Source organism: Yoonia sp. D2-7, from assembly GCF_055809435.1.
On the sequence record NZ_CM147912.1, the window covers coordinates 699,924 to 721,528 of the forward strand.

Genomic DNA, 21,605 nt, shown 5'->3' on the forward strand with positions numbered 1-21,605 from the left:
TAGATGACATCGAAATATCAAGTCAACATGGCGAACTGTTACGGGATCTCTTCATTGAGCCATGAGTTCACCTTTGAGAACAACAATATGCCAATCGCGATCTATGCCCCTAATGGGTTGATGAAGACGTCCTTTGCGCGTTCCTTCAAGGACTATTCATCAAAAAAATCTCCCAGAGATTTGGTGTATACAGAGAAAGTTTCAACTTTTCAGGTTTTAGATCAGGATGGCGTCGAGATTGTTAACGATGCGGTGTTTGTAGTAGATTCAATCAACGAAAAATACGCTTCTTCAAAAATGTCTACGTTGCTGGCCAGCGAGGATCTCAAAGCCGAGTATGACGAGGTTTTTAACGCGGTAGGTGAGAAGCGTGATGCGCTCTTGAAGTTACTTAAACGAAAAGTTGGCGTCACAAAGGGGATCGAACAAATGTTCACCTCTTCCATAGGGTTTCCTGAAAGTGAATTTCTTACAGCTTTGGGCACTGTGGAACGCGAAGTTAAAAAAGATTCCCACATCCAGTTCTGTGATGTTTCATACAAAGTATTGTTCGATCCGAAGGTTATAGAACTTTTGTCAGATGAAGAGATGAAAGGGCTTATTGTTCAATACTCTGAAGTTTATGACAAACTTCTCGATGAATCCCACTTCTTCAAGCGAGGTGTATTTAACCACACCAACGCGGGCCAGGTTGCGAAGAACCTCAAAGATAATGGATGGTTCAAAGGCGGGCATACGGTAAGCCTGAAGACCAACGAGGGTGAGCTTACAATATCCGACGAGGGTGAGCTCGGAGAATATATCGAAGCGGAAAAAGAACGCATTCTTAGTGACCAAACTTTGGGCGAGATGTTTGCAAAAGTTGATGGAAAATTGAACAATAAGGCGCTCCAAAATTTTCGGGACCACTTGCTTGATCATCCTTATCTTGTACCTGAACTTCAAGATATCGATGCTTTGAAGAGAAGAGTATGGATCGCCTATTTGACCACGATGAAATCTGAGTATGTGGGCCTTTTGGAAGAGTATGATTCCAGCCTGGAGAAGTTAAAGGGAATTATAGCAAAGGCAGATGCAGAGCTTACGCTATGGGAAGATGTTATCAACACTTTTAACAGTCGTTTCTGGGTGCCGTTCAAAGTAAAGGTGAAGAACAAAGCAGATGCAGTTCTGGGTATCGAGGGGCCACAAATTGAATTTGAATTCCGAGATACTGGCGGCGAACCGAATAAGCGAATTTCATCTGAAGAACTCTCACAAGTCCTCAGCAACGGAGAGCGCAGAGCACTTTACATTCTGAATATCATATTCGAAGTTGAAGCACTTCGAAGAGCAACGCATGAAACACTTTTGATCGTAGATGACATCGCCGACTCATTTGATTACAAAAACAAGTATGCGATAATCGAATATCTGAAAGATATTAGCCGCAGTGATCATTTTCACTTACTGGTTTTGACGCATAATTTTGATTTTTACCGGACTGTCAAAGGTCGGCTGGGCATCTATAGGCCGAACAAACTAATCGCTGGTCGATTTGAAAACAAAATTACCTTGCAGGGCGATACGATGGGGGACAATCCTATCGAAAGTTGGACGAGCACTCTTGATGAACCCAAATCTATGGTTGGCTGCATTCCCTTTGTTCGAAACCTGGCAGAATATAGTGGTGACAAGGAAACGTTCGCAACCCTGACCAATCTTCTGCACGTCAAAGAAACATCAGATTCCGTTACCTTTGATGACTTGCGTAAGGTTTTTGGAAACGTACTGTCGGAAGACATGATGAAAAAATGTCATGGGAGTGATTGTTCTGTCTTGGCCGAGGTAAGTAATATGTGCGCCAAAATTGTTGCCTCGCCGCTTGATGAGGTATCGCTGCTGGACAAAGTTGTCTTATCTATGGGCATACGGCTTCACACTGAGCGCTTCATTATCGAGAAAATAGCGGACCAAGGTTTTGTGGACGGCCTACGAGGTAATCAAACCAGCAAATTGATAAGAAGGTTCCGTCGAGATAACGCTGATCAGGACACCCACTTACTGTTAGAGCAAGTCTTGTTAATGACGCCAGAGAACATTCATATGAATTCCTTCATGTTCGAACCTATTCTGGATATGTCCCCTCATCATTTACACGGCCTTTACAATCAGATTATGGCCATGAAGTAACGCGCCCGCACAAACAGCATGTGTTCTACCGATAATCATTCTTTCGGTAAACCGACTAAAGCGGTTGAAGGGGCACCAAAGGTGCGGCTGCTGCACAGGCAGGTTATGATTATCAACTCGAAGTCTCTATCCTCGCCGCATTGCGGCTTCGCTTGATATCCCAAGCAACAAGCCGACTTGTCCTCGAGCCAGCGATGACGAAGATTTCGAAACAGACCTTGCGCACGAGACACCAGGCCGTGTGCAATCAAGTGCGATGAAGGCGGGTGGATACAAGCTCGTGGTCCAGTCCAAGCTGCGCACCGGCGAACCTTGGTTGTTCGCGGAATTCGGTGCGCTCCTAAAACACGCCAATCAGCGCGGAAAAAATCTTGGGTAAACTTGAGACGCCATTTGGGTTCGTCATTATAGAATTTACTTATTTGCTTTCAAAGGGTGAAGTGCACAGGTTCGCCGAACTAAGTGCTTGAAAGTAGGTAAACAATGCAATCCCACCGCATTCGCCACCCCGTATTTTTCCTGCATTTTTTCAATGACTTAAACGCATATTGGCGAACCTACCAAAGGGGTTCGCCAATACACTGTTCTATGATCGTTCTATTTTAGCTTCTCAATGGCACCATCGGCTAAAACTGGGCGATTAGCATCCATTGTGTAGCGGGTCACTTCTGCAAGCGTCAAATGCCCGGTGACGGCCATGATCTCATGAGGAGACGCGCCCGCTTCGGCCAGCCGTCTTGCAATTGCTTTCCTGAGCCCGTGAGAGGAACAGTTCGGAAGGCCCGCTTCATTACACCACTCGCGCATCATGTTTCCCAGCCCGTTTGGAGAGCGACTTTTTCCATTTTTTGTCTCGAGAAATGTGAAGGCATTTTTCGGACAGATATCAAGCACAGCACGAAGCTCAGGATGGATAGGAATGTCTATTAGAACACCCCCATCATCCTCAGTTTTCTGCCGTCTGTAACTGATCCGGCCTGCTTGAATATTCCCCTTCCCAAGTTTCACTGCATCTGCTCTCGCGGCTCCAGTAAACAACATCAATGTCATTGCGGTATGTGCCAGTGTGCCAAGGCTGTACTTTGCGTAAAACTTGTCAATTTCCTCTTCCGACCAAGTATGAAAGCCCTTCGATCGCACTTTCAAAGGCTTTATTGTCAATATTGGATTTTCCTTCCTCCATTCGAGGTCGACGGCGAGGTCCAACAGAGCTTTCAGCCTATCCCGCAGATTGTTCGCGGCCGCAGGTGTCTCGCTTTTTGCTGCAAATATTGCCTTGAGGTGGCGACGTTCAAGTTTGACAGCACTCTTGTCCCCGTGCTCCTCCCGAAACCGCTCCAACATATTGCGATAGGTCGTTTTGGTACTGCTCTTGAGGCCCAGAAAATCCGCCGTTTGGTAGTATTTAGCTATGAGATCCGAAAATGATCTGGGGACAGCTTTTCCGCTACCAGCACCTGACGGAGACCGAAGCCCTGTCACTGCGTCCTCATAGCGTCTGACAAATTCTGGCGACCCGTACTCTGGCCCCAACTCAGCAGAGAAATTCTTTTTCCGAAACCGCCATCGGCGTTTTCCATGGCGATCCTTGTACGGCGTCGCACCTGGAAATTCCTTTTTGTAGCGCCCAGTCATGCGTTGCAGCACCCGGGAAAAAAGTTTGTTTTGATGTGGTAGTTTTTTCTGGTGAAATCCAACAAGTCGCGCTCAGGGCGGTTCGTCAAACCTTGGAATTTCCATTTAAGTGTAAACACCCAAAAATTGCCGGTTCGCCAACTTAAGTATTTGAATTTATTCGAACGGTTTAGTCCCTTCGTCTCCGCCATCAACCTCGATTTTGCGTTAAGGACTGACGACCCCTTTGGGGGCAACCGACGGCGTGCCGAGCGGGCTGGGCGTCGCTTTCGCTTCGAATTTGGCTTGTCGAAGAGCTCTATCTCACCGTGCGTCGCCTAATAGAAGGCGCCAAAAAATCCGCCTCTCTGCAATGCGGTGGCTTACCGAAGCCGCTAGTGCAAGGTCGCTGGTTGTGCTTGGAAATGCTCTTGTTTGCCGCCCGTGCGTGGAGGTCGCACAAGACACATCTGTTTCAGAGCGAGCCCAAATTCCGTCGCGAGGGACGTCAGCAGCGGGGCGACGTCAGGCCGGACCAGTAGCGTCGCGATCAGCATCGCGTCGTCCTTGTCACCCACAACGGCAGTTCCGATGAAATTGGCGAAACAGGATTCGTCGGATCCAAGGCATTTGCAATCGACGGCATGCCGCATCAGTGGTCTACGTCCATGTTGTGTGCACAGGCTGCATAGATCTTCAAACGATTTCAGCGCTTTACGTCCCCGATCAGGGCCAAGTCGGGACGCAAAATCGTGCCAAACCTGCGCCTGACTATCCGGACCATCGCACCACAGCCGCAGATACATCACGGATGCAGCTTCGATATCCTCAAGTTCCGTAATGAAACCGACAGCCGCGCCACCACGTTTTTCCTGTGCGCTTGTCATTTGGTCAGGATCAACTTGCCGGCCCGCGTGATCCGCAGGGTGTAGGTTTGATCCCCTAGCACGATGTGGGCTTGGCCGACGTCCTTTGTCAGGTCTTCCGCCGCATAGGTTGGTAAAGTGGTGGCGACGGGTGTGCCTGTCTCTTTTGCGATTGGAAGTGACATCATGACAGACTTCCTTTGGTTTCAGCTGCGGTCCATTTGCGATGTTTCATCAAGCCGTCCTCACATGGTTTACGTGTCGGGCTTCCCTGCAAAGGATTCGGGTGGCTTGACTGATACAATACCTGACTGAATCAGTAGGATATGTCAATCCGGGAAAGCAAGACGGTGGCTGTGGTCCGCCTAGCCGAAGTTTCGCTTACGATTTCGGGCTAAAAATCCGCGCGGCGAGAGGCGCGCCAAGGATCACCACAACAATCCGCAAAACATGGTGGGCGATCACAAAAGCCATATCCGCGCCTGCGATCAAAGCTAACACTGTCATCTCTGCCTGACCGCCCGGTGCGAAGGCCAGCAGCGTTTCCATTGGGGGGGCGAGGTGAAAGATATGGATCGCCTCTACAAATAGCCCTGCGAGCACTAGCAAAATCACACAAAACCCAAGTGCGGCTAACACGTCGCGGCGCAGTTCTTCGCCGGTCACGCCTGCGTATTTTGTACCAACCGTCATTCCGATAAAGAATTGCGCCATCCAGATCGCCTCTGCTGGCGGGCGGAATTGCAAGATGCCGGATAGTGCAAGGATGGCCGCCAAGATCATTGGTCCAAGGATCGACGCACCAAACAGTCCTACGAATTTGGCAATTTGCCAGCCCGCAATGCCACAGACGGCCATTAAAACCATTTGCGACAGGGGGAGGGTTGTTGCCGACACGCCGGGAGGATTGTCAAAATCGACGCTCCAATAACCTTTCAGGATGAATGGAAGTGCAACCACGATGACCAGCACCCGTGTCGCATGAATAAGGGACAATGCGCGGACATCGCCGCCCGCTTCTTCGCCAAACAGCAGCATGTCCTGTAGACCACCGGGCATGGCGCTGTAATAGCTGGTCGCGAAATCAAAGCCCCACAGTTTTTGGAAATAGGGGACGCCAAGCAGCCCGATCATGAAGATCATAAATGGGACAAGGATCAGGGTGGTCCACATGCTGGCCATGCTTACGACAAGCGCCCATGTGAACGTGGCCCCAACAGCGACCCCCAGTATTGTGCGCATGAGGTTGTTCACCACAGGCATGCCGCGCATTTCGACGCCGATCAGGGCCGCGATCAAGCACGCAAATATCGGGCCAAGCAACCAAGGGAGCGGTAGGTTCAGGTACAATGACGCGGCCACGCCAGCCCCTGCAATCAGGTATGTGCGAAGAATTGCAATCATTGGTTCATCACCGCCAATCGATGACGCAGCGATGTTTGCAGGTGTGTGGCCGCAGCGGCACCTGCGGCGTCGCTGTCGCCTTTGGAAATTGCTGTGATGATCTGGGTGTGTTGTTCGACGACGGTTTCGATCCGCGCCGCATCCGCCAGTGTTGTTGGACCCAGCAACAATAGCGCATTGTTCAAGGCGCGTGCGGATTCCAGCAAAAACCTGTTACGCGCGGACAAATAGATCGACTGGTGGAGGCGCTGGTTGATTGCTGCAGCTTTTGACGGATCCTTCACGGTTTCGGCCATCTGATCGTTCAACGCTGTCAGCGCGTCGACCTCTGCTTCAATCGCATGTTTGGCCGCCAATTCTGCCGCGGTGCGTTCCAGCACCAGCCGCATTTCGTATAGTTCCACGACCTCTGTCTGCCCCAATTCACGTATGACGGCACCGACACGTGGGCGGTGTTCGATGATGCGTTCCGCCTCTAGGCGCCGCAATGCTTCGCGAACGGGCGTGCGTGACAACGAAAAACGGTCCGCGATTTCGACTTCGCGCAGCCTATCGCCGGGGCGATATTCACCCTGTTTGATCGCATCCATCAGTCGACTGAACGCGACGCTGCCTTGAGATTGGTCGGTGGTCTCGGGAGAGGTCATCGGAAGCTCGCGTATTGTATCCACGTGGATGCAATACGCGAAAGCTACCCAAAATGTCAAAGCGATTATTGTCCGGCGTCGCCGTCGTGTTTTGCCAGCCACGCGAGTATTGCCCGATTGGTTTCATCCGGCATCTCTTGTTGAATCCAATGTCCGCAATCAAGGCTGACGACATCAACATTAGGCACGAACTTTGTCAGGCTTGGGGATTTTGGGATCATGTCGCGGTCACCGTAGATCATGAGGGCGGGTAGGGTGATGACGGGGCCCACCTTGGCCAGAATTTCCCAGTTGCGATCAAGATTTCTGTACCAGTTAATGCTGCCCGTGAAACCGGATTGATCGAACGCAGACGCAAAAACGTCCAAATCTTGATCGGTCATCACAGGTTCGCCAAGCGGCGCGTCTGCCTTGGCCAGATTGATCATCATCATGCCCGGTTCCGGCGACGTTGCAGGTACGTTCTTGCGATACAGATTGCGCAGGAACCGTTTTGGGTTGGCATCCAACACTGCGTCCGCAACACCCGGTTGCCGATTGAAGTGTACGAAATAATTGTCTGGTCCAAAGATGTCTTCCATGAACGCAATCCATGGTTTTTCGGTACGTTCTTGATAGGGCAATGCAAGGTTAATGATCTTGCTCACACGTTTGGGGTGCAGCATGGCCAGCCCCCACACAACGTTTGCCCCCCAATCATGACCCACAAAGATCGCGTCGTCGTAGCCGTAGTGATCCAGCAGCGCCGCCAGATCGCTGGTCAAATGCGTTAAGTCGTAATCTGTGACAGTCTCTGGTCGGGATGAACGCCCGTAACCCCGTTGGTTGGGCACGATGACATGATAACCAACCGCTACGAGGGCCGGAATTTGATTGCGCCACGAATACGCATGTTCGGGCCAGCCATGACACAGCACAATCGGACGACCAGCGTTTTCTTCTCCCGATTCAAACACTTCAAGCGTGATACCATTGACGTCGATCAAGGTAGGCTCTGGAAAGTTGGTAGCATCAAACACGGCGTATTCTCCTTTTTTACATGTTTGATCGGTCTCTAATCTGTAATGGTGCCAAAAAATGTCACTATTGTGCGTTAGGCTACCGAAATGAATTCACGTCAGAGACAAGCCGAGATTGTGCGCAGCCTACGGCGCAATGGAACGTCAACGATTGGCGATTTGGCCATGCAGGTCGACGCGTCGCGGCGCACGATCCTGCGGGATATCTCAGCGCTACGCGACGAAGGATTTGTTATTCACTCTGAACCGGGGCGGGGCGGTGGTCTGCAACTTGATCCACAGTCGGTGCAGACGTCTGCGCGGTTATCGGTGGCAGAGGTTTTCGCGCTTCTGATCAGTGTAGCGTCAATGCGAGCAGCTGGAAATCTGCCGTTTGCGGGTTTGGCCGATGCAGGATTGGCGAAGATTGAAAGGGCGCTACCATCCGAAAAAATTAAGGATCTCCGCAGGTTTCTGGATTGCCTGTACGTCGGTCAGCTGGCCCCGCAGGTCGATATATCTGACTTGGGCACAATGGACGACGCCCTGCTGCCTGCATTTGAAACGGCTTTTCTTGAACTGCGGCATCTTCGGTTCGGGTACCGCGACGCAAAGGGCAACGTGTCAACGCGCGAGGTTGAACCGCAAGCGATGCTGATCTTGTCGCCGGTCTGGTATTTGGTTGCGTGGGACCCCGCGCGTTCCGATTTCCGTCATTTTCGCATGGATCGCATCAGCCAGCCTCAGGTCGTTGAAGGCGCGACATTCCGGCGCCGTCACGTGCCGTTCGATGATACTGTCCGTCCGGTCCAAAGCCATGGTGGCTAACGCGTTCTAACGGACTAAAATCGTCGGCGGTGCAGCGTTCAGCTGATCAATGGCGAACCCTGCGGCGGCTTTGTATTTGGCCATGAAATCGGCCCGTTCCTGTTTCGGAATAACGGTATCGATATCGTCAAAAACCCCGCCGCACCGATCATTGAGGATGTTCAGCAATCCAAAAGGACCTGCGCCACGGTTGCGCAGAACCAGCTCGGATATCGGGCTGCACAATTGGTCGTCAAAGTTAGTCAGCGCGTCTGACGTCACGCCGTGCTTTTGCAGCGCAGCCCCAAGGACACGGGCATCCACGATGGCTTGGCTCGCGCCATTTGATCCGGTCGGATACATGGCGTGCGCGGCATCGCCGATCAACGCAACCGATCCATCGACCCAAGTTGCAACGGGGTCGCGGTCGATCATCGGGTTTTCATACGCGCAGTCGGCCTGCGCAAGCATCGCTGGGACATCAAGCCAGTCATATCGGAATTCGTCAAAGTGATGAACAAAGTCGTCGACGCTGGCAGGACGGAACCAGTTCTGATGATGCCACCCGCCATCGGTGTCCATAGTGACCTCTGCGATCCAGTTGATCAGGGCCAATCCATCGGCATCCGGTTGCGAAATCGGATACATCACCATGCGCTGACGGTGTGTGCCAAGCCCGACAAAGGACGATCCAGTCCGCCAAGGTTTGGCGCGCACTGTGCCACGCCACATCACGGCACCGCCCCAATGGATCGGCGGCTGGTCAGGGTGCATCTGGGCGCGCACGGCCGAATGTATCCCGTCTGCACCGATAAGAATCCGACCGTCTATGGTCGTGCCGTCCGACAAATGAACCGCGACGCTGGCAGGTTTGTTGTCATAGCCGGTGACTTTTGTGCCCAGTATGACGGCGTTCTCGCCAATCCGTTCGATGACTTTCTGGTACAAAATCATGTGGAAAGCGCCACGATGGACCGCATATTGCGGCCAAAGGTAACCGGCATCTGTTCCGCGTGGTTCCGCGTACACTTCTTTACCGTTCAGCCCAACCAGCGCCCATTCTTTGGCTGCGATACCGACGCCGTCCAGATCATCAGCCGTTATGCCAAGATCGAATAGTTCGCGCACAGCATTGGGTTGAATGTTAATTCCAACACCCATCGGGCGCATTTCTTTCGCGGCTTCGATGATTGTGCAAGGAACACCGATCTGGTGCAGCGTTAACGCAAGCGCAAGCCCGCCAATTCCTGCGCCCGCGATCATCACGTGGTCTGACACTGCAATATTCCTCACCCTGACGCTGCGCAGCAAACGGCTCGCAGTTGCACAGTGCTGATATATCATCAGCTAAGCAAGATCGGGTCGTCAGATGCGGATGTCATCTTCGGTCATGGCAAGCGCACGTGCAAAGGCATCATCCTTGTTTTCCCGAATGTCTTTTAAGAGCATTAACATTGATCGTATCCAAATGGAGACGGGTTAGGTTGTTGACAGAATGCCGGACAAAGGTATCCATACGTCGCTAACCCAAAGGGGGGACCTTTCGCTGTGGTCGAGAACGACGCGTTTGCGAATTTAAAGAGTGACGTTATCCTTACGGGCACGGTACAGCAGTCGATTGAACGACTGACCGGATTCTTCGAGGTTGATTTCGTTACGCTTCATTTGTTTCGTGGCGGTATTGATGCCACGAACAGCCCCTTCGTCCGCACCAATTATCCTGATGCTTGGGTCAGCCAGTATTTGCTGAACGACTACGTCCGTATTGATCCGGTCCTTCAGCATGCGCAAAACCACGAAGAACCGTTTTGCTGGTCTGAAATCGCCTTGGGTGTCCAACAATTGCAAATGATGGAAAAGGCCATTGCAGCGGGCGTTGGCCAGACTGGTTTCACCGTCACGCATGTTGATAGTATCGGCCGTCGCAGCATGTTGTCGTTCAACGCCAAAGCGGCGAAAGGTGGCGGAACGTGGAAACCGTTCTTGAAAGAATACGGCGAACGCCTGCAAGGCCTTGGCGCAGACATGCACCTGAAATCGCTGGCCGAACTCTATGGTGAAAATGAAGAACTGCCCCAACTGTCGCGGCGCGAAAGCGAATGCCTCAAATGGACCGCAGAGGGTAAAACCCACACAGAGATTGCGATCATTCTTGGCCTGTCCGACCATACAGTTCGCGGCTACCTGAAGGATGCCCGCGCCAAATTGGACAGTGTTTCGCTGGCCCAAGCAGTCGCAAAAGCATCTTCCATGGGCTTGATCTAATCTAGGTATCAACGACGCGGTGACGATTAGGCGCAGCCACAGATGATGTCTGTGCCGGCACGGGCGTTTTCACCGACGGTGGCATAGCCGTCGCGTATCCACCAATCGAGCCCGCCCATCAGTTCTCTGACTTGGAAACCAAGTGTCAGAAGCTTCAGCGCGGTCTTGGTGGACGCGTTGCAGCCGATTCCGTCGCAGTAGCAGACGTAGACTTTGGACTTGTCCAGATAGGCCGTGGATTGGACACAGATTTCGCGGTGCGGCAGGTTAATCGCACCTGGAATAGCTTCTTTCGCAAAAGCCGCCGCAGACCGGCCATCAACAACCACAAGGTTGGTGTCCACATCTTGTAGGGCTTCATAGGTATCCCAAGAATCGAATTCGTAAGAGAGCTTCTTTTGGTAGTGAAGCAGTTGATCCATATCCATGCCGTGTTCCTTTGTTTCTGTCTGCTGCCGCAATGGGCATTGACCGTGTTGCCCTTAAGCTAGGGGAATCTGCGTCTTCCATATATTCATCCGAAATGGACGCCCGATCGTAGCCCCTCAATTGAGGGGGGTGGCTCTCAGGGACCCGTCAATAAAGGTTGGACACGCGAAAGAGCTGGAAAATGCCCCGTAATTGGGCAATCTTGAAACTGTTCTGACCTCAAAGAGCACTGATTGATCGAAAGACACAGACTATGAGTATGACACTTGCATCCTCTCCTGCACCCGCTCACCCCGATTGGACCGCATTGACGACCGAAGCCGCAGCTTTGATCGAAAGCGAACCCACATTGGCTGAACTTGTCCGGTCCTATTTCCCCGAAGACGGCACATTTTCGTTGGCGCTATGCAGTTTGCTAGCCGATAGTTTGCAGGCCCCGTCAGTTGGAAAGGACGTCTTGGAAAGCCTCTTTCAAGATGTTCTCGCAGCAGAAGCAGGAATTGCACAGGCCGCATTGGTTGATCTCCAAGCGATCCGCAGCCGCGACCCGTCTTGCCCGTCCTACCTTCACGCATTTCTGAACCTGAAAGGGTTTCAAGCCTTACAGGCCCACCGTATTGCGCATCACCTCTTGAGCGTTGATCGGAACGAAATGGCGGTTTGGCTGTCCAATCGCGTATCTGTCGTGACTGGGGCTGACATTCACCCTGCAGCGAATATCGGCGAAGGCGTGATGTTTGACCATGGATCGGGCGTTGTGATCGGTGAAACGGCTGTCGTCGAAAATAACGTCTCTATTCTCCAAAACGTCACACTCGGCGGGACTGGCAAAGTTGGCGGCGATCGTCATCCCAAAGTGCGCTTTGGCGTGATGATCGGGGCAGGGGCCAAGATCATAGGAAACATCGAAATTGGCGCGAATAGTAAAGTCGCAGCTGGCAGCGTCGTACTGAAAGATGTCCCGCCCAATTGCACGGTCGCGGGCATCCCTGCGCAGGTTGTACGCATCCATGATGCTCGAACAGTGCCGTCCGAGATGATGGATCAATCGCTGTAGCAATTGCGCCCAATGCGATTTTACCAGCGCCTGCATCAGATGGTGCAGGCGTTTTTCGATCAAGTAGTCAATTTTTTATAGGCGCCAGAGATGGGCGGCATGCAGCATGTGAACGCGCCACATGTCCCGAATCGACTTGTTATTATGGGGCGAACGACGGGCGCTTCGTGGTCGGAAATGTGTCTGCCTAAGATGTCCGCACATCGCGAACATCATAAAACTGTCTAGTTTGTCGATTTCGTATGAGTGATTGCAGGAATAATATTTGGGCGGCGGACGTAGCCTATGCAAACGTTAGGGACGGATAAAATCCAAACTGTGATTTCTGGGAGGAACACATGAAATCTTTGATGAATACGGCTTTAGGGCTGTCTTTGGTTGTTGCGACGTCATCTGTTGCGGTTGCTGATGGGCACGCGCAGGAATTGACGATTGCGATTGTGAACAACGGTCACATGATCAACATGCAGAAGGTTGCGGAAGCTTACACTGAGGAAACTGGTGTTGCTTTGAACTGGGTGTCTTTGGAAGAAGGCGTTCTGCGCGAGCAGGTGACTTCTGATACGGCAACTGGTGGTGGTCAGTACGACATCATCAACATCGGCATGCAGGAAGCGCCGATTTGGGGTGCTGCTGGTTGGATCGAACCGCTTGAGTTCGGCGCTGACTACGACGTTGACGACATGCTGCCAGCGATGCGCAATGGTCTGTCTGCGGACGGCACATTGTATGCGGCACCGTTCTACGGTGAATCTTCTATGGTGATGTACCGTAAAGACCTGACAGACGCTGCTGGCGTAACAATCGCTGACAACGACAGCTGGGACAACGTGAAGGCGGCTGCTGCTGCGATGCACGATCCAGACAACGGCGTTTACGGTGCATGTTTGCGCGGTAAGCCGGGTTGGGGTGACAACATGGCGTTCGTCACAACAATGGTGAACTCTTTCGGTGGTGCATGGTTCGACGCGGACATGAAGCCAGCGCTTGATTCCGACGAATGGAATGCAGCTGTCAACTTCTACGTTGATCTGCTGGGTACATACGGCCCTCCAGGTTCTGAAGGGAACTCCTTCAACGAGATCCTCGCTTTGTACAACGAAGGCAAGTGTGGTCTGTGGATTGACGCGACAATCGCGGCTTCTTTCCTTGAAGTAGACGGTGTTGCTTACGCGCAGTCTCCGAATGCTGGTAACCCAGTGGGCGCGAACTGGTTGTGGGCATGGGCGATGGCTGTACCTGCGGGCACAGAAAACGCGGATGAAGCCAAAGCATTCATCGAATGGGCGACATCAAAAGCGTACATCGAAGCTGTCGGTAACCACCCAGACTTTGGTTGGGGTTCTGTTCCAACAGGCACACGTACATCCACATATGCGATCCCTGAGTTCCAGGCAGCTGCTGCATTTGCAGACGCTGAATTGGCAGCGATCAATTCTGCGGCGCCAGAAGCCACAGACATCAAGCCATATGTTGGTGTTCAGTTTGCAGCGATCCCTGAGTTCCCAGAAGTGGGTACAGCAGTTGCACAAGAAATCGCAGCGGCCCTGTCTGGTGCGAAATCTGTAGAAGACGCACTTGCAGCAGCACAGTCTGCAGCAGACGCAATCATGTCTGAAGCGGGTTACTACTAACCCTTTCGGCTGAAATAGGATGGGCCCGGCTGAGGTCGGGCCCAGACCTTAAGAGACGTTTACCACCTGTATTTATTGACCATTTTGCTTTGATGCGACGCCCGCGTGTGCTGTGGCGCTGCGCGCTCAATGATCATCTGTTTTTGCGAATTGCCCCAACCTGCCTGCATCGATCTGTCCACCTCTCGCTGTCCGCCCCGATCTGCTTGCACTGTCTTGACTGAAACCCTGCCCCAAAAGGTGACCCGAGCTATGTCTACGAAAAGAACGCTCCCCCGGATCTTACAAACGCCAGCTGTTTTGCTGTTGCTGGTATGGATGTTGGTCCCGCTGAGCATGACGCTTTACTTCTCGTTTATCCGGTATGTGCTGAACTCGACGATCCGGCCGGAATGGACGACACCGGCGCTCAGTAACTGGCGGGGCTTCGGGAACTATCAGTATGTTCTGAATGCCAAGGATTTTTGGTTTGCGATCCAGAACTCTGTGCTGATCGTGTCCAGCATTTTGGTGCTGACGGTTGTTTTGGGTCTTGGGATTGCGGTTTTGGTGAACCGGAACTTCCCGGGGCGCGGGATTGTCCGTGTTTTGCTGATCTCGCCGTTCTTTGTGATGCCAGCGGTGAACGGGGTGTTGTGGATCAACATGATTTTGGACCCTGTGTTGGGTTTGCAGGGGATTGCTGTTGGCGGGATCAACAACATGATCGACGGGTTGCGTGACTTCCCGGTGTTGGGTTGGTTCTTTAACCTGTGGCCTGTGTTGGAACCGATCTCTTTCCGCGCCACACAGACCTCTGCTTATGCGGTCATTATGATGGTGACGTGGCAGTGGACTCCTTTTGCGGTGTTGATCTTTATGACGTCGTTGCAGTCCGAGGATGAAAGCCAGAAAGAAGCGGCGACGCTTGATGGGGCGTCTGCGTGGTCGCAGTTCATCAACCTGACGGTGCCGCATCTGGGGCGTCCGATTGCGATTGTTGTGATGATCCAGTCGATCTTCCACCTGTCACTTTATGCGGAAATCGAGATTGTCAGCCGCGGGAACGGCAACAAAAACCTGCCTTATCTGATTGGTGAGTTCACCTCGAACAACATCGGTGCGGCAAGTGCGACAGGTATCTTCGCGGTCATTCTGGCCAATATTATCGCCATCTTCTTGCTGCGCATGGTCGGCAAGACGTTGATGGACTAGGAGAAAAGACAATGGCTACCGTTTCTCAGACCTCGAAATTTAGCAAGATCGCATGGCCTGTTGTGGCTTGGATCGTGGCGCTGATCTTCTTCTTCCCGATTTTTTGGTTGGTGTTCACCAGCTTTAAGACGGACGCGGATGCAGTGAAGCCTGAATTCCTGTTCAAGTTCACGCCGACGTTGGAAAACTACACCAACATGACGGAGAACTATGATTACTGGCGCTTTGCGACCAATTCGGTGATCACGTCGACCTTTGCGACTTTGTTTGCGCTGGTGGTGGGTGTGCCTGCGGCCTATGCGATGGCGTTTGATCCAAGCCGTCACACCAAGGACATTCTGATGTGGATGTTGTCGACCAAGATGTTGCCAGCGGCGGCTGTTTTGTACCCGATGACCTTCCTGACGAAGAACATGCTGGGCATCTTTGACACGCACTTTCTGGTCATCTTGGTGTTGTGCCTGATCAACCTGCCGATCGTGATCTGGATGTTGTTCACCTACTTCAAGGAGATCCCGAAAGAGATCATCGAAGCGGGCAAGATGGACGGTGTGAGCACATGGGGCGAAATCAAGGATATCCTTATTCCGCTGGCGTGGGGTGGCATTGCATCGACCGCACTGCTGACTTTCATCTTCTGCTGGAACGAAGCCTATTGGACGGTCCGTTTGACCACGATTGATGCGGCGACTTTGTCGAAGCTGATTGAAGGCAACCGCGCACCAGAAGGTCTGTTCTTTGGACGTCTGTCGGCAGTATCGACAGCGGCTGTGGCCCCGATCATTGTGTTGGGCTGGTTCTGTCAGAAACAGCTGGTGCAGGGTCTGACCTTTGGTGCGGTGAAGTAAGGCGGCTGGCGGCGTCTGATCGCAAGATGCCGCCACGCGACCGGGCTGGAAAAAAGAGATAAATCATGTCGATAATGGTTCCAAAAATTGAGTTAGTCGATCGGACCACACGGTCGATCCGCTATCTTGAACATGGATGGCCTACGGATTTGTGTCGGTGGCATGCCCATGAAGAATACGAATTGCATCTGGTTGTGGCGACACGCGGCAAGGCGTTTGTGGGCGATTACATCGGTGATTTTGAAGCGGGTGATCTGTTCCTGACGGGGCCGAACCTGCCGCATAACTGGATCACGGATAAGGTCTGGACCGAACCTGTGGCGACCCGCGATATGCTGGTGCAGTTCAGCCATGAAAGCTTTGAAAAACTGGCCGAAGGGTTCCCCGAATTTGGCGAGGTCCGCAAGATGCTGACGCTGGCCCAGTCTGGCGTGCAATTTGAAGGGTTCAATCCGACCTTTGCGCGCGGTCACATGGAGTCGATCCGTAATAACGAAGGTCCTGAGCGTATTCTGGCGTTCATCCGGTTCCTTGTGCGGTTGAATGAGCATGCGGAAAAGAAGGTCCTGTCGGTGTCCAAGCTGGTGCAGGTTCAGGGCGGCAGTAAACACGCGCGGATCGGGGCTGTGGTGGATCACATCGTGGCCAACTTCAAAGACGATTTTAGCGTGGGGGATGCGGCTGAAATGGCGGGGATGACCCAAGCCACCTTCGCGCGCAATTTTACATCTGTGACGGGCCACAAGTTCGTTGAATTCCTGACGTCTGTGCGCGTGGGCCAAGCCTGCAGCATGCTGTATGCGTCGGATGCGACGATCTCGGATATCAGCTTTGATGCGGGGTTCCGCAATCTGGCGAACTTCAACCGTCACTTTCTAAAGATGAAGGGCATGACCCCTTCAGAGTACCGCGATACAGCGCGCAAAGACTTGTCTAAACCAATGGAGACCACATCATGAATAGCGCAGTTCTGCACCCAATCGGGGCGACGGGATATGACCGCGCAGCCTGTGCTGTGGGTGTCGTGCATTTGGGGTTCGGGGCGTTCCATCGGGCGCATCAGGCGATGTATCTTGATGATTACATGGACAAGTCCGGTGATCTGAACTGGGGTATTGCGGCTGTGAACCTGCGCGGTGCGGAAGCAGGGTCTTTTGCGGCGGCCGCAGATGATGTGGCGCGCCACGACGGGTACTTTTTGAAATCCTATTCGCCGGACGGGCAGGTGGCGTTGCGCCGTGTGCGATCGCATGTGCATTTTGCAGACTGGAGCGCGGACCGGACAGCATCCGAGGCGTTGCTGGCGCGCGGTAGCGTACATCTGGTGACGATTACGGTCACCGAAAGCGGCTATTACACCGATCCGAATGGCAATCTGAACCGCGCGGATCCAGTCATTGCAGCTGAAATGGCGGGTGATCAGACGCAAAGCGTTTACGGGTATCTGCGGGCGGGTTTGCAGGCGCGGATGGATGCGGGCGGTGCCCCTTTGACCATCGCGTGTTGTGATAACATCCGCCAGAACGGCAAGATGTTGCACCGCAATCTGCTGGCCTATCTTGAGGCCTGTGGCGATGCGGTGTTGCACGCGTGGGTCGCGGACAACGTGGCGTTCCCCTGTTCGATGGTGGACCGGATCACGCCGCGCAGCACGGTTGAATTGGGCGTGGAACTGACCCAGTTGATCGGGTCAGAGGTCGCGTCACCGATCATGGCCGAAGATTTTATCCAGTGGGTTTTGCAAGACAAAGCCGCAGGGCCGATGCCAGATCTGGCGCAGGCGGGTGTGACCGTGACGCCGGATGTGGATCCTTACGAGGAAACCAAAATCCGGGTGCTGAACGGCGGCCATACGGCCTTGTGTTATCTGGCTGCGTTGGAAGGTGTTGAAACCTTTGATGCGGCGATGCGGGTGCCGCATTTGCACCGCCACTTCCGCGCCTTTGAAGCAGACGAAGTGTTGCCTGCGATCACCATTGATCTGCCGTTCTCGAAGGCGGATTATCTGGACCAGATCGACGCGCGGTTTAGCAACCAGGCGATTGGCGATACGGTGGCGCGGATCTGTGCGGATGGCATGGTGAAGTTCCCGATCTTTATCCGCCCCACGCTGGAAGGCTGCCTGAAACAAGGCATCTTGCCGAAAAACGCGATCCGTTCGATTGCCAGCTGGCATGTGTTTGCAACCCATGTGGCGGCGGGCAAAATCCCGTTCAAATATGTGGAACCCAGCTGGGACGATCTGTCTGCCATGCTGGGCACGGACGCCTTTATCACATCGCGCCAACTCTGGGGCGATCTTCCTGAAACTTACCCTGAATTTGCCGAAACCCTTCGGCACGACATCTCTGAATTGGAGCAAAAATGGCCGGTTTGACACTGCGCGACGTGCGTAAAAGCTATGGTGCCACGCAAGTAATGCATGGCGTTGATCTGGATATCGACCACGGCGAATTTGTCGTGTTTGTGGGTCCATCAGGCTGCGGGAAATCCACGCTGTTGCGGATGATCGCGGGTCTTGAGGAAATCACATCCGGGTCGGTGAAGATCGGTGATGTGGAAGTCAACGATGTGGCTGCGTCCAAGCGTGGCGTGGCGATGGTGTTCCAGACCTATGCGCTTTACCCGCATATGAGCGTGTATAAAAACATGGCCTTTGGTCTGAAGCAGGCCAAGACTGATCCGGCCGAGATTGACCGCCGCGTGAAAGCTGCCGCAGAAATCCTGCAGCTAGGTGATTATCTGGACCGGAGCCCGCGCAACCTGTCGGGTGGTCAGCGTCAGCGTGTGGCCATTGGCCGTGCGATTGTGCGTGATCCGGAAGTGTTCCTCTTTGACGAACCGCTGTCCAACCTTGATGCGGCCCTGCGCGTGCAAACACGTCTGGAAATTGCGCGTCTGCATGAACGCCTTGGCAACACAATGATCTACGTGACCCACGATCAGGTCGAAGCGATGACGCTGGCCGACAAAATCGTTGTGCTGCGCGATGGCCGGATCGAACAGGTCGGATCACCGATTGATCTGTACGAACGCCCCGACAACGCCTTTGTGGCCCAGTTCATCGGTAGCCCGAAAATGAACTTCTTCGATGGTGCGGAACTAACCGACGGGGCAGCAGCCCACCTCGGCAAACCGGCTGACGCCAACGTGCAAGTCGGCCTGCGCCCCGAACACCTGACACCATCCGCAGAGAACGTCGTCGTCGAAGGCAAACTGGAACTGGTCGAAAACCTGGGCGAATACGCGCTCGTCCACCTGATCACAGCCGCAGGCACAGAGTTCATCGCCAAAACCGAAAAACCACCACACCAAGCCAAAGGCGAAACCATCGGCTTCACAATCAAACCAAACCTCGCACACGCCTTCGATAAAGCAACAGGTCTAAGAATTACGGGTTAATCCGTTTTGGGGCCGGTAAATGCCGGCCCCTACGCTCTTGCGCGTTCCCTGCGTGGATCAACAAAGGGGACGTCGCACACGGTTCCGGTCAGCCGTTTCATATGACCGCCCATTTGACCAATCTCGAGTAGCGTTCCGTTTTCAGCGTGCCCAGCGGAAATTCGGACCATTGCGATACCGGCTTCCAACGTTGGTGAATGGGTCGCCGATGTCACGATCCCGATCTGGCGTTCGCCCGCATAAATCGGTGCGCCATGTGGCGGCACATCGCGGCTGTCTAGGATCATGCCCTTCAGGACACGACGCGGATTTTCGGCATTTCGGACTAGCACTTCCCTACCAATGAAATCGTCCTTATTCAGATCAACGGCAAAGCCCAATCCGGCTTCAAACGCATCGACGTCTGGTGCGAATTCCGCACCTGCGGCCGCAAGACCCGCTTCGATCCGGATGATTTCAAGCGCATCACCGCCCATCGGTTTGATCCCATGTGCTTGTCCGGCCGCCATCACCGCATCCCACAAAGCGGGCGCATCCTTGGCGTCGCAGAACATCTCGTAGCCCAATTCACCGGTGTAGCCCGAGCGCGACAACATAAACGGTATCCCTTCGCGATCATGCAAACGGGCCATCGTCACGCCGAACCATTTCACGTCATCAAGCGCAGGAACTTGGGGTTGGGTAAAGACGATGTCGCGTAACACATCGCGGGACTTTGGTCCTTGCAGCGCGAGGTTGGGTAGCGATGACTGCATATCGTGGATGCGCACATCTAGGTCTTTGGCCTGTTCCAGCAAATGCCGCGCAGATTCTTCGTGTCCGCAACACCACCGGAAGGTTTGTGGTCCGATCCGGAACAGTGTGCCGTCATCAATCACCGCACCCTGTGCGTCACACATCAACGCGTAAGTGCCGCGCCAAAGTGCCAGCTTTGCGATGTTGCGGGTCATGCAGCGTTGCAAAAGCAGTTCGGCATCGGGTCCGAGGATATCGTATTTGCGCAGCCCGCTCATGTCTTGCAGCGTGCAGGCCTCGCGGCAGGCCCAATATTCTCCAATGGTGCCAATGCTGGGATAGCTTTGCGGCAGCCACAAGTTACGTGCAGGCGCATAGTTCTGGGTCAGTTTCGAGGTCGCCGGATGAAAAGCCGAATTCTGGCTTAGGGACATGCGTGCGTCTTCCTTTTCGCGGTGGGCAATGGCGCGTGGGATGGACGCGTCGGGTTCATAAATGCGGACATGAATATCCGTCGGGTTCCAGCCGTTGATGGGATCGACGTCATCGGGACAGGCTGTGGTGACACAAACCAGATCGTCCATCGCCTGCATCGCGACATAATCACCGGGACGCGACCAGGATTCTTCTGACTGGAACAGATTATCGCCGTGATCGATCCACGAATTGAAGAAAAAATTGATCGCAGGCCACGCGCTACGCCGTTCAACACCGTAAGGGTCCATGGCATCCGCGATATTGTCGCTGCAATTCACATGACCGGGGAACCCACGTTCCTCGTATCCACGTGCGGTGCAGGCCAGCCCAAATGTATCGTGCCGCCCAACGGTATCTTGGACGACATTCAACAGCGGACGCATGTCGCTATCGTAGAATTTGTCGAACAAGCCGGGGCCGGGGTAGGCGCTATGCACCATCGACCGCGTGACTGTGCTGTCGATCCGCTGCTCCATTCCGCGATCCAGACCCGCTGTCCGGAAGGCCATGAAATCGGAACATTGCTGGCCATCCACGTCGATGATTTGCACGGTTTCGCCTTTGTTTAGGCGGTACGCTTGGGCGGTGGCGCGCGAGACAGTGAATTCATCACGAATTTTACCAAGCGGGTCCGGCAGCAACATATTCGGCGCAGCGGCCTGTTTCAGGTTCACGCGAAACGCGCCAGTGCCCGCGCCTGCGACATGGTCATCGCTAGTCGTCGGATTGATCAACCAAAGGGTACAAGCCGCGCGGGCGGATAAAACGAGCAGCGGTTCATCGGACTGGATGGTGCAGGCTGGCAGGTTCTCGGCGTGTCCACCGTATGATGCGGCCCAACCCACAAACGGGGCAGAGGCGAAATCGGCCAAACCAACCGACCCGTTTTTCAAAAGCCCGAGCGCGGGTAGTGCGTCGTCGCCTGCGTCATCCACCGCGACCAGTCGCACGATAGGTGCGTTTTGCACCGATATTGTGTCGCCAGATTTGACTGTAGTTTTTGTGGCACTGCGCGGATGAACCGTCCAATTCAGCGCAGGGTGCGGTGCGGACATG

19 protein-coding genes are annotated in these 21,605 nt (G+C 53.6%); 10 read left to right on the top strand and 9 right to left on the bottom strand.

What is annotated here, in order from left to right; genetic code table 11:
* The first annotated feature begins 3 nt into the window (after positions 1 to 3).
* Positions 4 to 2,172 carry a hypothetical protein gene (locus AC0L7R_RS03295; RefSeq protein ID WP_473658769.1) on the top strand — a complete coding sequence of 723 codons (2,169 nt, stop codon included), beginning with the start codon at positions 4 to 6 and terminating at the stop codon, positions 2,170 to 2,172.
* 597 nt (positions 2,173 to 2,769) lie between these two features.
* Here the strand turns inward: AC0L7R_RS03295 and AC0L7R_RS03300 are convergent.
* The 6 genes from AC0L7R_RS03300 to AC0L7R_RS03325 form a co-directional block, all read right to left on the bottom strand.
* Entirely contained in the window at positions 2,770 to 3,807 is a 1,038-nt protein-coding gene (locus AC0L7R_RS03300; RefSeq protein WP_473658770.1) for a tyrosine-type recombinase/integrase, read from the bottom strand.
* Between the two features lie 374 nt (positions 3,808 to 4,181).
* Positions 4,182 to 4,673 (bottom strand): hypothetical protein, encoded by a 492-nt coding sequence (locus AC0L7R_RS03305; RefSeq protein ID WP_473658771.1) that lies wholly within the window; start codon positions 4,671 to 4,673, stop codon positions 4,182 to 4,184.
* Positions 4,670 to 4,837, bottom strand: coding sequence for a hemin uptake protein HemP (gene hemP / locus AC0L7R_RS03310; RefSeq protein ID WP_473660350.1), 168 nt, complete (start codon positions 4,835 to 4,837; stop codon positions 4,670 to 4,672). Before hemP ends, AC0L7R_RS03305 begins: the two co-directional genes overlap by 4 nt.
* Positions 4,838 to 5,033: 196 nt before the next feature.
* Positions 5,034 to 6,056, bottom strand: coding sequence for an AbrB family transcriptional regulator (locus AC0L7R_RS03315; RefSeq protein WP_473658772.1), 1,023 nt, complete (start codon positions 6,054 to 6,056; stop codon positions 5,034 to 5,036).
* Entirely contained in the window at positions 6,053 to 6,703 is a 651-nt protein-coding gene (locus tag AC0L7R_RS03320; protein WP_473658773.1) for an FCD domain-containing protein, read from the bottom strand. The genes AC0L7R_RS03315 and AC0L7R_RS03320 overlap by 4 nt, the downstream gene beginning before the upstream one ends.
* Positions 6,704 to 6,768: 65 nt before the next feature.
* Positions 6,769 to 7,722, bottom strand: a complete 954-nt coding sequence (locus tag AC0L7R_RS03325) for an alpha/beta fold hydrolase (RefSeq protein WP_473658774.1) — start codon at positions 7,720 to 7,722, stop codon at positions 6,769 to 6,771.
* An 87-nt stretch (positions 7,723 to 7,809) separates the two neighbouring features.
* Here AC0L7R_RS03325 and AC0L7R_RS03330 point away from each other — a divergent pair, with 87 nt between their 5' ends.
* Entirely contained in the window at positions 7,810 to 8,529 is a 720-nt protein-coding gene (locus tag AC0L7R_RS03330) for a WYL domain-containing protein (protein ID WP_473658775.1), read from the top strand.
* A gap of 6 nt (positions 8,530 to 8,535) precedes the next feature.
* On the opposite strand, the gene AC0L7R_RS03335 is transcribed toward AC0L7R_RS03330, so the two are convergent.
* On the bottom strand, positions 8,536 to 9,771 hold the full coding sequence (locus tag AC0L7R_RS03335; protein WP_473660351.1) for an FAD-dependent monooxygenase: 1,236 nt from the start codon (positions 9,769 to 9,771) through the stop codon (positions 8,536 to 8,538).
* A 285-nt stretch (positions 9,772 to 10,056) separates the two neighbouring features.
* Between AC0L7R_RS03335 and AC0L7R_RS03340 the strand changes: the two genes are divergently transcribed.
* The gene (locus AC0L7R_RS03340; protein WP_473658776.1) at positions 10,057 to 10,773 is read left to right on the top strand and encodes an autoinducer binding domain-containing protein; all 717 of its coding nucleotides are present in this window, start codon (positions 10,057 to 10,059) and stop codon (positions 10,771 to 10,773) included.
* A gap of 26 nt (positions 10,774 to 10,799) precedes the next feature.
* Here AC0L7R_RS03340 and AC0L7R_RS03345 read toward each other — a convergent pair whose 3' ends face one another.
* The gene (locus tag AC0L7R_RS03345; RefSeq protein WP_473658777.1) at positions 10,800 to 11,201 is read right to left on the bottom strand and encodes a rhodanese-like domain-containing protein; all 402 of its coding nucleotides are present in this window, start codon (positions 11,199 to 11,201) and stop codon (positions 10,800 to 10,802) included.
* 254 nt (positions 11,202 to 11,455) lie between these two features.
* Here AC0L7R_RS03345 and cysE point away from each other — a divergent pair, with 254 nt between their 5' ends.
* The 7 genes from cysE (at position 11,456) to AC0L7R_RS03380 (ending at position 19,337) form a co-directional block, all read left to right on the top strand.
* Positions 11,456 to 12,259: a serine O-acetyltransferase gene (gene cysE, locus AC0L7R_RS03350; protein WP_473658778.1), complete on the top strand. Its 804-nt coding sequence runs from the start codon at positions 11,456 to 11,458 to the stop codon at positions 12,257 to 12,259.
* Positions 12,260 to 12,597: 338 nt separating this feature from the next.
* Positions 12,598 to 13,893: an ABC transporter substrate-binding protein gene (locus AC0L7R_RS03355; RefSeq protein ID WP_348107371.1), complete on the top strand. Its 1,296-nt coding sequence runs from the start codon at positions 12,598 to 12,600 to the stop codon at positions 13,891 to 13,893.
* Between the two features lie 252 nt (positions 13,894 to 14,145).
* A complete protein-coding gene (locus AC0L7R_RS03360) occupies positions 14,146 to 15,087 on the top strand; it encodes a carbohydrate ABC transporter permease (protein ID WP_348107372.1) in 942 nt (313 codons plus the stop codon).
* An 11-nt stretch (positions 15,088 to 15,098) separates the two neighbouring features.
* Positions 15,099 to 15,935, top strand: a complete 837-nt coding sequence (locus AC0L7R_RS03365) for a carbohydrate ABC transporter permease (protein WP_247130164.1) — start codon at positions 15,099 to 15,101, stop codon at positions 15,933 to 15,935.
* Between the two features lie 65 nt (positions 15,936 to 16,000).
* The gene (locus AC0L7R_RS03370; protein ID WP_247130165.1) at positions 16,001 to 16,894 is read left to right on the top strand and encodes a helix-turn-helix domain-containing protein; all 894 of its coding nucleotides are present in this window, start codon (positions 16,001 to 16,003) and stop codon (positions 16,892 to 16,894) included.
* The gene (locus tag AC0L7R_RS03375) at positions 16,891 to 18,312 is read left to right on the top strand and encodes a mannitol dehydrogenase family protein (RefSeq protein ID WP_473658779.1); all 1,422 of its coding nucleotides are present in this window, start codon (positions 16,891 to 16,893) and stop codon (positions 18,310 to 18,312) included. Before AC0L7R_RS03370 ends, AC0L7R_RS03375 begins: the two co-directional genes overlap by 4 nt.
* Entirely contained in the window at positions 18,300 to 19,337 is a 1,038-nt protein-coding gene (locus AC0L7R_RS03380; RefSeq protein WP_473658781.1) for a sn-glycerol-3-phosphate ABC transporter ATP-binding protein UgpC, read from the top strand. The genes AC0L7R_RS03375 and AC0L7R_RS03380 overlap by 13 nt, the downstream gene beginning before the upstream one ends.
* Before the next feature lie 29 nt (positions 19,338 to 19,366).
* Here the strand turns inward: AC0L7R_RS03380 and AC0L7R_RS03385 are convergent, their stop codons facing one another.
* Entirely contained in the window at positions 19,367 to 21,604 is a 2,238-nt protein-coding gene (locus AC0L7R_RS03385; RefSeq protein WP_473658782.1) for a DUF1989 domain-containing protein, read from the bottom strand.
* Position 21,605 lies beyond the last annotated feature (1 nt).